The organism is Spirosoma pomorum (genome assembly GCF_054776615.1).
Genome location: NZ_BAAHBP010000001.1, coordinates 977,610 through 990,781, shown reverse-complemented (window position 1 = coordinate 990,781; position 13,172 = coordinate 977,610). Strand labels below are relative to the sequence as shown.

General features: G+C 53.0%; 10 protein-coding genes. 7 read left to right on the top strand and 3 right to left on the bottom strand.

Annotated elements, in window-relative coordinates; all coding sequences use genetic code 11:
* Window positions 1-166 precede the first annotated feature (166 nt).
* Both treZ and treY read left to right on the top strand, forming a co-directional pair.
* Complete coding sequence (gene treZ, locus ACYVAD_RS04130; RefSeq protein ID WP_461138190.1) at window positions 167-2,032, top strand: malto-oligosyltrehalose trehalohydrolase; 1,866 nt, start codon at window positions 167-169, stop codon at window positions 2,030-2,032.
* On the top strand, window positions 2,025-4,745 hold the full coding sequence (gene treY / locus ACYVAD_RS04125; RefSeq protein WP_461138189.1) for a malto-oligosyltrehalose synthase: 2,721 nt from the start codon (window positions 2,025-2,027) through the stop codon (window positions 4,743-4,745). Before treZ ends, treY begins: the two co-directional genes overlap by 8 nt.
* A 124-nt stretch (window positions 4,746-4,869) precedes the next feature.
* Here the strand turns inward: treY and ACYVAD_RS04120 are convergent, their stop codons facing one another.
* Complete coding sequence (locus ACYVAD_RS04120) at window positions 4,870-6,252, bottom strand: NAD-dependent succinate-semialdehyde dehydrogenase (protein ID WP_461138188.1); 1,383 nt, start codon at window positions 6,250-6,252, stop codon at window positions 4,870-4,872.
* A 49-nt stretch (window positions 6,253-6,301) separates the two neighbouring features.
* Entirely contained in the window at window positions 6,302-6,781 is a 480-nt protein-coding gene (locus ACYVAD_RS04115; RefSeq protein ID WP_461138187.1) for a MarR family winged helix-turn-helix transcriptional regulator, read from the bottom strand.
* 195 nt (window positions 6,782-6,976) lie between these two features.
* Between ACYVAD_RS04115 and ACYVAD_RS04110 the strand changes: the two genes are divergently transcribed.
* From ACYVAD_RS04110 to ACYVAD_RS04090, 5 genes are all read left to right on the top strand, one after another.
* Window positions 6,977-8,089 carry an HlyD family secretion protein gene (locus ACYVAD_RS04110; RefSeq protein WP_461138186.1) on the top strand — a complete coding sequence of 371 codons (1,113 nt, stop codon included), beginning with the start codon at window positions 6,977-6,979 and terminating at the stop codon, window positions 8,087-8,089.
* Window positions 8,090-8,185: 96 nt separating this feature from the next.
* Entirely contained in the window at window positions 8,186-9,790 is a 1,605-nt protein-coding gene (locus ACYVAD_RS04105; protein WP_461138185.1) for a DHA2 family efflux MFS transporter permease subunit, read from the top strand.
* Window positions 9,791-9,796: 6 nt separating this feature from the next.
* Window positions 9,797-11,128, top strand: a complete 1,332-nt coding sequence (locus ACYVAD_RS04100; protein WP_461138184.1) for a TolC family protein — start codon at window positions 9,797-9,799, stop codon at window positions 11,126-11,128.
* Between the two features lie 145 nt (window positions 11,129-11,273).
* Window positions 11,274-11,723: a MarR family winged helix-turn-helix transcriptional regulator gene (locus tag ACYVAD_RS04095; protein ID WP_461138183.1), complete on the top strand. Its 450-nt coding sequence runs from the start codon at window positions 11,274-11,276 to the stop codon at window positions 11,721-11,723.
* Between the two features lie 23 nt (window positions 11,724-11,746).
* Window positions 11,747-12,184, top strand: coding sequence for an organic hydroperoxide resistance protein (locus ACYVAD_RS04090; protein ID WP_461138182.1), 438 nt, complete (start codon window positions 11,747-11,749; stop codon window positions 12,182-12,184).
* An 81-nt stretch (window positions 12,185-12,265) separates the two neighbouring features.
* Here ACYVAD_RS04090 and ACYVAD_RS04085 read toward each other — a convergent pair whose 3' ends face one another.
* The gene (locus ACYVAD_RS04085) at window positions 12,266-13,087 is read right to left on the bottom strand and encodes an SDR family oxidoreductase (protein WP_461138181.1); all 822 of its coding nucleotides are present in this window, start codon (window positions 13,085-13,087) and stop codon (window positions 12,266-12,268) included.
* Between the last annotated feature and the right edge of the window lie 85 nt (window positions 13,088-13,172).

Sequence of the window (13,172 nt, the reverse complement as noted above, 5' to 3'; positions counted from 1 at the left end):
TATTATCCAGCGGCCTAGTGGAGAAATAGGGGGCTAGGTAGACAGCCTGCCATTCGTGGCTCAGAGAGGGTGTAAGCCAGTTTTTCCGTTTTTATCCTAACAGAAGCGCTGTCAATCGGTTCTTTTTTTAGAGGATCACTGAAAATCTGAAACTCCATTCCGTTTTATGCAACAATTGGAACAACTAATTGACCAGCGTCAGTTGGGCGTTACGTTTGCGCCCGATGGTGAAGCCCGTGTATTGGTTTGGGCTCCGTATGCCGAAACCGTGGACATTCGGCTCCGTGATGGCGATCTGATTCTTCCGCTCGAAAATAAAGTGCCGGGCTACTGGCAAACAACGACCAGCCAGATCAAAGTCGGAGATCTATACACGTTTATTCTGAATAAGGATCGCAGCCTGCCCGACCCGGTTTCGATGGCCCAGCCGCAGGGGGTACATGGTCCCTCGCAGGTTGTTGACACCAGCGCGTTTGCGTGGACTGATGACGCCTGGCAGGGTATACCCCTGAAGGACTATCTGCTCTACGAGCTGCACACGGGCACGTTCACGTCTGAAGGAACCTTCGCTGGTATTGAAAGCAAACTGGATTACCTGGTAGAACTGGGTATTAATGCGATTGAAATTATGCCCGTTGCGCAGTTTCCGGGCGAACGTAACTGGGGGTACGATGGTGTTTTTCCGTTTGCGGTACAGTACTCCTACGGTGGTGCCGCCGGTTTGCAGCGCCTGGTGAATGCCTGCCACGGCAAAGGGCTGGCCGTAATTCTCGACGTTGTCTACAACCACATTGGTCCCGAAGGTAATTATCTGCCCGCTTATGGCCCTTACTTTACTGCTAAGTATCGGACCCCCTGGGGCGAAGCAGTCAACTTCGACGACGACTACAGCGACAGCGTTCGGCGGTATGTAATTGAAAACGTGCTGATGTGGTTCCGGGACTTCCACATCGATACGTTACGGCTGGATGCCGTTCACGCTATCCGCGACGAGAGTGACAAACACATTCTGCGTGAGATCAAGGAATACGTCGATATCCTGATGGTGGAAACGGGTAAGCCGCACCACCTGATTGTCGAGCTGGATCTCAATGAAACCCGGTACATCAGCCCGCTCGAAAATCAGGGATACGGTATGGATGCGCAGTGGAACGATGAATTCCACCATGCCCTGCGCGTAACGGCCGGGGGAGAGCGCCACGGGTACTACGCTGATTACAATGGTATCAACCACCTGGCAAAATCGTACAAGGACGCTTACGTATACGATGGCCTATACATGCCCCGCCGGTCATGCATCGTAGGGAGCCCAACGAAGGGGTATCCCGGCCAGCAGTTCGTTGTGTTCTCGCAGAATCACGATCAGATTGGCAATCGGATGCTGGGTGAGCGGCCCAGCCAACTAGTTAGCTTCTCCATGCAGAAACTAATGGCCGGAGCTGTGCTCAGTAGTCCGTATGTGCCGATGTTATTTATGGGTGAGGAGTGGAGCGAGCAAAATCCATTTATGTATTTCGTGAGCCATTCGGACCCTGATTTGGTCGAAGCCGTTCGGGAGGGACGTAAAGCCGAGTTCGCAGCCTTTCAAACAACGGTCGAAGCCCCCGATCCGCAGGCAGAAGAAACATTTCAGCAGTCGAAACTGAGCTGGAGTCGCCTGGATCAGCCCACGCATCAGGTCATGTTCCGCTATTACCAGACGCTGCTGAAACTTCGGAAAGAGTCGGCGCTGCGGCATCCAGACCGGGAGTCGGTGGCCGTTATTGTGGACGACGTACATCAGACGCTGATGCTACAACGGCAGCACCAGGGCAACGGGGCGGACGGAACGATTCTGATCTGTCTGATGAACTTTGCCAGCATCGCCCAACTCATGATGGTGCCCGACGACGGGCATACCTGGTCACTATTATTCGATTCCGCCGATCCGAAATGGCTGGGCGCTATGGCCGCGCCCGAAACACTGATCAGTGGCGCAAACGTATTAGTACAACCTGAATCGATTTTAATCTACACAAGTCATCATGTATAACCCAGTTGCTACGTATCGCTTTCAATTTAACAAAGATTTTCCCCTGGCAAAGCTCGATACGTTGATCCCGTATTTGCAGAAGCTGGGTATTCGAACTGTTTACGCATCGCCGATTTTTGAATCTACCCCTGGGAGTACGCACGGCTACGATGGCGTTGATCCAAATCGGATCAATCCAGAAATAGGTACCGAGGAGCAACTGAGGACCCTCAGCAGTCAGCTAAAAGAAGCTGGCATGGGCTGGTTGCAGGACATCGTTCCCAACCACATGGCTTACCACGCCAATAATTCGTGGCTGATGGATGTGTTTGAGAAAGGAGACCTGTCCTGCTACGCGAATTACTTCGATACGGCGCTGGCGACTTCGTTCTTTCAGGGTCGGATCATGGCCGCTTTTCTGCCTGCTCCGTTGAATGAAACCATTGCCAACGGGGATCTGGTGCTGGCCTACGATCAGGGTCGGCTGGTATTGCAGGTGAGTGGTAACTCCATGCCGCTGAAGCTAGCCAGTTACGAGCGGGTATTCCAGGCCGCCGGGGCAACGGATGATAGTATTAAGGTTCTGCTGGATGAGTTGGGCCAGGTTCACCGCATCGACGAACCCGTTGCAAACGCTCAGGCCTGGCGTGAATTTCAGCAGCAGCTGACGTCGCTGATGAAAAACGATACGTTCGAAAGTCGCCTGCAAGCCGCTATTAACGCTGTAAACAATGATCCCGCGTTACTGGAGGAAATTGCCGACAGCCAGTATTACCGGTTTTGTATGGAACCGGAAAGTCGTCAGATTATGAGCTACCGACGGTTTTTTACCATCAACGGGTTAATCTGTCTGTCAACGCAGGAAGAGAACGTCTTCATGGCGGTTCATCAGCTGACCGACAAACTTGTCAAAGACGGTGTCTTTCAGGGTGTACGGGTGGATCACGTCGATGGGCTGTATGATCCAAAGCAATACCTCGAACGCCTACGGACCTTACTCGGACCGGAAGCCTACATTTCTGTCGAGAAAATTCTGCAGGTCGACGAGCCGTTGCCAACCGACTGGCCGATCGAAGGAACAAGTGGCTACGATTTTCTGGCGCACGTCAACAACCTGCTCACTGATGCCAAAAACGAACAGACTTTCCGGGACTTCTACCAGGCGCTGATTGAAACGGATACGGACCTGCGGACGCGAATCGCTTACCGTAAGGCGTATATGCTTTACCAGCGGATGGGGGGGGAGCTGGAAAATTTGTACCAGTATTTCATGGCTCAGCGCATAATTGACGACGAAGCGCTGGCTAGTGTTCAGACCGGAAATCTGAAAGTTGCCATCGGCGAGCTGCTGATTCAATGTCCCGTGTATCGCTACTACGCCAACGAAATGCCGTTGCCCGTTGAGGAGGCAGGTATCATCACTGGGCTGATTGCGTCCATTCGAGAAACAAAACCTGAACTCAACGACGCGCTGGATGCACTGGAAAAAGCGCTGCTGATTCAGCCGCAGGAAGGCGACGCCAGTTACAACGCGCGTGCGTTACTGTTTTACCAACGGCTCATGCAGTTTACCAGCCCGCTGATGGCGAAGGGCGTCGAAGATACCTTGCTGTATACATACAACTGCTTCGTGGGACACAACGAGGTGGGTGACTCGCCCGAACGATTCGGGTTATCGACGGATGGGTTTCACCAGATCATGCAGGATCGTCTGAAACTGTGGCCGCTGGCGCAGAGCACAACAGCTACCCACGATACCAAACGAGGGGAAGATGTTCGGGCGCGGCTGAACGTACTGACCGAGTTAGCCGACGGATGGTTACAGGAAGTACGGGTTTGGCAGGATCTTAACGCGGATATGCACCTGGAAAACCGGTTGGATAAGAACGATGAGTACTTTATCTATCAGAATCTGCTGGGAGCTTACCCCATGCCGAAGCAGGACGAGGATGATTTTCCGAACCGGATGCAACAGTACGTAGAAAAGGCCTTGCAGGAAGCCAAACGCCATACGACGGGATATGAAATAGACTCCGACTACTTTGACGCCGTGTCGACCTTTGTCGATGGGCTTTTTGACGAAGAGCGTCCATTCTGGACCCGATTCCAGCATTATCACCGCCAGATCGCGGATTTAGGCATTACGAATTCGCTGGTACAAGTGACGCTGAAATGTACCTGTCCAGGTGTACCGGATGTTTATCAGGGGGGCGAAAACTGGGATCTGAGTCTGGTCGATCCTGATAACCGACGGCCCGTGAATTTCGACCGGCTTTGCAACGACCTCGACGAACTGATTTCCCGGCAGGAGGCTGGCGACCAACGTATCTGGGCAGATCTGTGGGAGCAGCGCTGGGATGGACGTATCAAACAGTGGCTAACCCGGTTCCTGCTGCAGGAACGTGACGAACATGCAGACGTTTTCGCGAAGGGAGAATACCTGCCGCTGACCATTGAGGGGACGTACCGGGGCCACGTTCTGGCATTTGCCCGTCGTTACGAATCAAGCTGGTATATTGTAATCTTACCGCTGCATACTGCGCAACTCTGCCAGCAGCAGGGGACAACGATTATGGAGCTGGATTGGCAGGATACGCAGTTGGTGCTACCCGCTGACGCGCCAGCGCAGTGGACCCGTTGCCTGGCCGAATCAGCCATTGAATCGGACGGCGGTGTACTGCCCGTTAAAACGTTGTTTGAGACCCTACCCGTAGCGCTGCTGACGAACCGGTAAAAGGTGATTATGACTTCTTTTAACGGTTAATCAAGAATGTTTTGTCATTCCGACCGGCTACGCGCCCCGGTCGGAATGACAAAAAGTATGAATCAGCCGAGCTGGATCGAAATCCTTCACTGCTCTAAGCGCCTGGTTTGTCGATCCAGACAGTTTTGACGTTAACGAATTCCCGAATACCAACCTCTGACAACTCGCGGCCGAAGCCCGACTGCTTGATGCCGCCGAAAGGAACCCGTGCATCGGAGCGCATAAGGCCATTGATAAAGACTGACCCCGCCTGAAGCTGGCTGGCTAACCGAGCACCCTTCTCCAAATCCTGCGTCCAGATGGCTGAGCCGAGACCAAAATCAGACTGATTGGCGAGTCGGATGGCATCGGCTTCGTCTTTGGCTTCGATCAGAACCGCTAGTGGCCCGAAGGTTTCTTCATCAAAAGCCACCATACCAGGCGTTACGTTGTCCAAAAGTATCGGCTGAACGTTGCACCCCGAGCGACGAATACTGGTTTGGTCCCCGCCCGCCAGGGACTTGGCTCCTTTTGCGACAGACTCGTGGTACTGGCGCTCGATCGAATCGGCCAGATCCATGCGGGCCATCGGTCCCATCGTAGTAGCGTCATCCAGCGGATCGCCCTGACGAATTTGCTGAATGTGCTGAAGAACCAGCTCGGTGAACTGTGCCTTCACCTGTTTGTCAATAATAAATCGCTTGGCGGCAATGCAGCTTTGTCCGGCATTTTGCATGCGGGATTTGACGGCTACTTCCGCAGCTTTTTCCAGATCGGCGTCGGCCAGTACGACCAGCGCATCCGATCCACCCAATTCCAGTACTGATTTCTTGATTTGACTACCGGCAATACCAGCTACAGATGCACCCGCCCGGCCGCTGCCTGTCAACGTAACCGCCTTAACACGCTTATCCTTGAGCAAGCCTTCGACCGGCGCTACGTCGATGAGTAATGATTGAAAAACACCATCCGGTAGCCCCGCTTTTCGGAATACGTCGTCGATCGCCAGCGAACAGCCAAATACGTTAGGAGCGTGTTTGAGCAGACCAACATTACCCGCGATCAGACCAGGAATGGCAAACCGGAAAACCTGCCAGAACGGAAAATTCCATGGCATGATGGCCAGTACGGGGCCCAACGGTTGATACGAAACGTAACTGCGAAGCGCATCCGACTTAATAGTCTGGTCCGCCAGAAATTGCTCGGCGTGTTCAGCGTAGAAGGTACAGCAGTCGGCACACTTCTCAACTTCTGAAATCGCTTCCTTCCGGGTTTTGCCCATCTCGGCCGTAATCAGCTCACTCAGCTGTTCTTTATCGGCCGTGAGTTGTTCGCCCACGCGTAAGAGGTAAGTTATTCGCTCCCGAATAGACAAAGCCGACCAGTCGGCAAAGGCCCGGTCGGCTTGTTGAAGTTTTCGCTCGATGGTTTCGTCGCTGTCAGCTGGGTACGTTTCGAGAGGCTGCTGCGTGAACGGGTTAATGGACTGAAACGGCATAGGAAGCACTGGTTAAACGTAAGCTACGTAATTAACCAGCAGGCCGGGTCTACTGTTCCTCTTTGTCCAATTCGGATAATAACCGGGCCATGGTACTGATCACCTGTTCCATCTCCGCGTGTCCGACAATGTTATCGAACTTTTCGCGTACCTGCTGCATGCAGTCCTTTAGCGCAACGAACAGCTCTTTACCGCGATCATTCAGGAAAATAATGCTGGATCGAGAATCATTGGGGTTCTTCTGCGTGTAGATGTAGCCATCCTTCTCCAGTAGGCCGACGATTTTGCTCATCATCTGCTTGCTCACCCCCGACCGTTTGGCCAGTTCGTTATTGGTGGTGCCTTCTTCCTCGATGTGAGATAGCAGCATCAGATAGCTCATTTTAAAGTTCTCGTAACCGAGCTCATGCAGCTTTGGCTCCACAGCATTGTTAACGTAACGCTTTAACCGCCAGAAGAGTCGACCAACTGCCCGCTCCCGATTCAGGCGGTATTGTTCAAAATCAAAGGGCTTCTTATCTATTTCCACGATTCTAAAGCAAAGACCAATTATTAAGAAACAATTGATAACTGAATTTTGTACAAATATAGTCAACTTGTTTGACTTTATAGTCAACCTAGTTTACTTTTGCGAGCCGGTTTCGAAAAAACCAGAGCTGGGTTATAATCCCCGATTATTTACAAACATTTATCAGTAACAAATTGCCTGAAAACCATAAAAAAAATGGCAACGACTACGGCAACTCAGCAAGTAATGGAAGAGAAAAGCGCACTTAGTACGTACTTACCCCGCATCATTATTGGTCTCGTACTGATCGTTGGCGGCTATTTTGGCTTCAAAGCGTTTCGCCACAGCCAGCAGTATGAATCAACGGACAACGCACAGATTGAAGGCAATACCGCACCGGTCCTGGCTCGCGTAGCGGGCTACGTAAAATCAGTAACCGTCAATGATTACGCAACGGTAAAGCAGGGGCAGACGCTGGTGACGATCGATCCGCAGGAGTACGATGTAGCCTTGGCGCAGGCCGAAGCCGATTATCAGCAAACCGTAGCCGATCTGGCCACCGCCCAGGCTGACTTACAGAATGCTCAGGCAAACGCCCGCAACGTCGTGCAGAACCTGCGCGTTGCCCAGTCGAATGCCGAGGTGCAGGCATCCCGTCGGGATAAAGCACAAAACGACCTGAAACGGGATCAGAACTTATACGCAGCCCAGTCGCTGACCCAGAAACAACTGGAGGATTCGCGGAATGTAGCCGACGTGCAGGCTCGTCAGTACACAGCTAACGTAGCGCAGATTAATCTGGCGAAAACGTCGCAGGATGTGGCGCAGGCGGGCATCGCTAAAGCTCAGTCGAACATCCAGAAAATTCAGGCGGTTCTGAAGGTGAAACAGGCGGTTATCGATAACGCCAAACTGCGCCTGGGTTACGCCAATCTGGTAGCGCCAATCTCCGGAAAACTTGGTCGGAAAAACGTTGTCGTTGGTCAGTACGTCCAGCCGGGCCAGAACCTGATGACGATTGTTGCCGACTCGACGTTCTGGATCGTGGCCAACTTCAAAGAAACGCAGCTGGAAAAAATGCAGCTAGGACAGGAAGTTGATATCAAGGTAGACGCCTATCCAGATCTGGCGATCAAAGGTAAGGTTTCATCCCTGTCGGAAGCTACGGGCGCCCGGTTTGCGCTGCTGCCCCCCGACAACTCATCGGGTAACTTCGTGAAGATCACCCAACGCGTTCCGGTGAAGATTGATATCATCAATCCGGAAAAATACAAAAATCAACTGCGGGCGGGCCTGAGCGTTGACGCTGAAGTGCGGGTGGCGAACTAATTCAAGGAAGAAAGCAGGTAAGGACACAAGGCGGAGGGCTGAGCCCGGTAGCGCCCTGGCTTCAGTCCACTTTCATTCTTATCTCCCTTTTAATTTATGGCAACTCAAATAGCGGCTCCTGCGGCCGTGCCAACGGGCTTTCGCCGGTGGATTGTGGTCATCACAGCCATCTCGGCGGCAATTATTGAGCTGATCGATACGTCCATCATCAACGTTGGACTAACCGATATTGCGGGTAACTTGGGTGTAACGATCGAAGACGTTTCCTGGGTGGTAACGGCCTACGCCATTGCGAACGTAATCGTCATTCCGATGACGGGTTTTCTGCAGCGTTACTTCGGTCGGAAAAACTACTACATCGGGTCCATTATTCTGTTTACGCTGGCCTCGTACGGCTGCGGATTTGCCGATGATTTATGGACACTGGTTGCTTTTCGTTTCCTGCAGGGCGTAGGCGGTGGTGCCTTGCTGTCGACCTCGCAGGGCTTGATGTTTGACGCCTTTCCGCCTGAGCAGCGCCCACTGGCGTCGGCCCTGTTCGGTATGGGTATCGTACTGGGACCAACGCTGGGCCCGGTGCTGGGGGGCTTCATCATCGACAACTACCATTGGAGCTGGATGTTCTACATCAACGTACCGATTGGTATTATCGCCGTGCTTCTGAGCCTGTCATTTATCGATAAGAAGCCGGAAGAGTACAACATCGACCGGCGCACGATTCCAATCGATCAGTTTGGTATTCTGCTGCTAGCCGTCGGCATTGGCAGCCTACAATACGTACTGGAACGGGGGGAAGCCGATGACTGGTTTGATGACAGTATCATCCGCTGGCTGACAGGATTTGCGGCCGTTTGCATTCCGCTCTTTATCTGGTGGGAACTACGGGGCACGAAAGACCCGGTGGTGGACCTACGGGTACTGAAAAATCGAAACCTGACTGTCGGCTCTCTGCTGATCGTGGTCGTCGGGTACGGTCTGTTCACCTCTGTATTGCTGTACCCACTGTTTGCGCAGCGGATCGTTGGCTTCACGGCCACCATCACGGGGCAGCTGCTGATTCCGGGTGGTCTGGCCATGCTGCCGATGTTCGCTATCGTTGGGCGGCTGCTGGCCAAGGGCGTGTCGCCCCGGATACTTGTGATGGCGGGATACGTAGCGTTTGCTGCGTTCTGTATGGTGATGTCGACCTTCAATGCGGAAACGGCGGGCACCTTCTTTGCCGTAGCGCTTATTCTTCGCGGGGCGGGGCTGGCTTTCACAAACGTACCCCTCATCAACCAGTCGGTGTCAACCTTGGAACCTCGTCAGCTTCCCACCGGTATTGCCCTGGTGAACATGATGCGGCAACTGGGGGGCGCCTTTGGTATAGCGATTACGAATACTTACGTGACCCAGCGCACAGCCTACCACCGTACCGAACTGGTATCGAATATACAGACGGGGGACATGATCACCGACGAACGGGTAACGGCACTGACGCAGGGACTGATTGCCAAGGGGGTTAACGCCATGGATGCCGTATCGGGGGCTTATAAAGTTCTTGACGGGATTGTTTCGCGGCAGGCCCTGATGCTGTCGTACCTGGATACGTTCCGGCTGGCAGCGCTGTTCTTCGTTGTCTCGTTCCCGCTGTTGTTCTTACTGAAAAGCAAAAAAATGGACGCTGCTACGGCCAAAGCCGTTGCCGATGCCGCTCACTAATCTGACATGAAATCAACCATTTCAATCCTTATATCACTGCTGGTGGCTGGTGTTGCGCAGGCGCAGCAACCGGCCCCGGTTTCCAGCAACCTGCGGGCGCTGGTGCAGCAGGCCAACGCGAACTATCCGGTGCTGAAACAGCAGCAACAGCAGATTCAGGCCGGTGAGTTACGGTCCGATATTGCCCGGGCGAGTTTGCGCCCTAATATCAATGGGAATGCCTCGTACCAATACCTGAATCCGGTCGCGAAAGCAACGCTGCCCGTTGATGGGGTTCCTCGGACGTTGCAGTTCCAGCCAAACCATAACGTTAACGCCTACGTCGGCATCGGGCAGACGATCTACGACTGGGGCCGGACCAATGCCGCCGTAAAGCAGGCTGAAGATAACGTACAGGTGCTGCGCCGGACGCAGGAAATTACGCAACAGACTCTGGCCTACCAGGTTGCTGCTACGTATTATGGAATCGGGTTTCTGCGGCAGAGTCTGGCCGTTCAGGATTCGGTGATCAAAACGGCGGGTGCCAACGTCCAGTTGCTAAGTACCCGGTTGCAAAATGGCGACGCGCTCCAGTACGACGTACTGACGCAGCAGGTGCGGGTAAAGGCGGCTCAGAACCGTAAGATTGAAATCCAGAATCAGTTAGAGCGTCAGCTGGCGCAGTTGCAGTACCTGACCGGCAGCGAAAACCCCGATGTCAGCCAGGCAACGAGTCAGTTTAATCTGGAAGCAACGGGCAGCAGCCCAACGCAGCCTTACAGTCTGACTGGCGACGTATCTGGGCTTGTGGGAAACAAAGATGTCCTATTGGCACAGGATCGCGTTCGGCAGGCCGAAACAGATATTATCGTTAACAACCTGGCTGGTCGCCCGAGCCTGAGTTTTACCGGATCAGCGGGATATCGGAACGGCTATTTGCCCGAGATCAATACGCCTAGATTCAACGTAGCAGCCGGAGTAGCGCTGAACGTTCCCATCTACTCGGGAAAGCGCTATCAGTTGCAGAACCAGGCGGCTCAGCTTAACCTGAACGCCAGCCGCTACGCCGTCGAGAACGCCAACGCGCAGCTCCGCCAGACTATCGCCCAGTTGAACGCGGATATCCGTAGCAATCAGACGCGGCTGGCTAACCTGGAAACGCAGGTGCTGCAATCTCGTCAGGCGTTGCAGATCGCCAATGCCCGACTACGTAATGGAGTCATTACGAACGTCGAATTACAAAGCGCCGAGACCGGCGTGGAAGAAGCTGAGCTAGGTCGACTTACGTTCCAGTACCAGCTATTGCTCAACCAGCTCGACCTAAAACGGCTCCTGGGTGAGCCTTTATTTCAGCAATAAGGTTTTCGATAGATAGACAAAGCGCCCGCTGTTCACGATTGGTTGGACAGCGGGCGCTTCTTTTTTTGTGTTGTACAAACACTTAATTGAATTGTGTAAAATTATATTTGATACAATGTAATTAAGGGCTATATTTGTTCAACAAATGGAAGACGTACCATCTTTTGAGATCGATTCCCGGCTCCGGTTAGACGAACAGGCTTGTTTTCCGGTTTATGCCCTATCCCGGCTGATTACTAAAACGTACCAGCCGCTACTGGAGCGCATTGGCCTGACTTATCCACAGTATCTGGTGATGATGCTGGTTTGGGAACACCGGGAAATCTCGGTAAAAGAGATTGGCCAGAAGCTGTATCTGGATACGGGCACACTGACTCCTTTATTGAAGTTGCTTGAACAGAAGCAACTCATCAGTCGCCGGCGAGATCCGCGCGATGAACGCTCCGTGCTTATTGGGTTACTGCCCTCCGGGCGGGACCTGCACGAGCAGGCACGCCAGATTCCGGAAGAACTGGCCCAGCGCTTTTCTTTGAAGCATGACGAGGTCGCCATACTGCGCCGGGAGCTGACTCACCTGATTACGTTACTTTCCTGATTAATTGTTCACTTTATTCAACTATGACAACGAATATCATGCATTCGGCCCAGGCCAAATCCGTTGGTGGCCGCGACGGCCAGGTTACATCAAACGATAACGGGCTGGATCTCCAACTGACCATGCCCAAACACCTGGGTGGTCGTGCCCGGGAAGGTGCTACGAATCCAGAACAGCTGTTTGCGGCTGGTTACTCCGCCTGCTTCGGTAACGCCGTTATCTTCGTCGCGCGTCAGGCAAAGCTGCCGGTCGACGACATGACCGTGGACGCTACCGTAGACCTGTTTAGAGACGAAGAAAAACTGCCGACGCTGGGCGTTACGTTGCACGTCAATTTACCTGGCTTGTCGCAGGAGCAGGCCGAAGAAATCGTAGCCACCGCTCACCAAACCTGTCCTTACTCGCGTGCTGTCCGCGGAAATATAGACGTAACACTGACTGTCACTACGACCGAAGCGTGATTTGACGTAGTATAAAACAAACTCCCTTATCAACGCTGCACAGAGCCTGATAAGGGAGTTTGTTTTGTACGTATCGCGCTGTTACTGACCCTGTGCTTCTTCTGATACTGAGTTCCACTCTTTCCAGGTTTCCAATCGCTGCTTGTAGCGAGCTTCGGCAATTTGAAGCGGCATCGTGCCGAAGAAAATACGAAGTGGGGGCTGTTCGGCGTCAACGATTTTCAAAATGGCGTCAGCCGTTGCGTCCGGATCACCTTTTGGACTTTTAGCGCTGGTCTGCGCGCGTTCTTCCCGAACGTCATCATAGGCTGCAATGGGTTCGCTGTGTTTGGCTGAGCTGCCACTCCAGTCGGTCGAGAAGCCGCCTGGCTCGATCAAGGTCACGTTGATCCCAAACTTAGCTACCTCCTGCGATAGTGACTCGCACAACCCTTCGATAGCCCATTTGGAGGCATGATACATACCCAACGATGGGAATGCCACGATGCCGCCAATACTGGAGACCTGGATAATATGGCCGCTGCCCTGAGCGCGCATGATTGGTAAGGCCGCCTGAATGATCCATAAGGAACCTAGCACGTTGGTGTCGAGCTGATTACGAGCTTCCTCCTCACTCAGTTCTTCAACGAAGCCGAAATGACCGTAGCCAGCGTTACTCACCAGAACATTCAACTGACCGAATTTATCGTGCGCTTTCTTGACGGCTTCGAAGTCGGCCTTCCGGTCATTGACATCTAATTGTAGGGGTAAAACAGCGTCGCCGTATGTATCAACTAAATCCGCCAGATCATCGGTATTACGTGCCGTAGCGGCTACTTTATCACCCCGTTTCAAGGCTGCTTCGGCCCAGATTTTACCAAACCCGCGGGAGGCACCCGTAATGAACCAAACCTTTGTTGCCATCTTCTTAATCAATAACGTTTGTAGAGTAACTAAGGCAACCGATATCTGTTCGAACGAGGACTGGCTAACCGTAGATAAGGAAGGA

Coding starts and splice junctions, on each gene's coding strand:
- ACYVAD_RS04105 (WP_461138185.1), top strand. CDS start 8,186: ATGGCAACTCAAATAGCGGCTCCTGCGGCCGTGCCAACGGGCTTTCGC.
- ACYVAD_RS04085 (WP_461138181.1), bottom strand. CDS start 13,087: ATGGCAACAAAGGTTTGGTTCATTACGGGTGCCTCCCGCGGGTTTGGT.
- ACYVAD_RS04090 (WP_461138182.1), top strand. CDS start 11,747: ATGACAACGAATATCATGCATTCGGCCCAGGCCAAATCCGTTGGTGGC.
- ACYVAD_RS04110 (WP_461138186.1), top strand. CDS start 6,977: ATGGCAACGACTACGGCAACTCAGCAAGTAATGGAAGAGAAAAGCGCA.
- ACYVAD_RS04100 (WP_461138184.1), top strand. CDS start 9,797: ATGAAATCAACCATTTCAATCCTTATATCACTGCTGGTGGCTGGTGTT.
- ACYVAD_RS04120 (WP_461138188.1), bottom strand. CDS start 6,252: ATGCCGTTTCAGTCCATTAACCCGTTCACGCAGCAGCCTCTCGAAACG.
- treY (WP_461138189.1), top strand. CDS start 2,025: ATGTATAACCCAGTTGCTACGTATCGCTTTCAATTTAACAAAGATTTT.
- ACYVAD_RS04095 (WP_461138183.1), top strand. CDS start 11,274: ATGGAAGACGTACCATCTTTTGAGATCGATTCCCGGCTCCGGTTAGAC.
- treZ (WP_461138190.1), top strand. CDS start 167: ATGCAACAATTGGAACAACTAATTGACCAGCGTCAGTTGGGCGTTACG.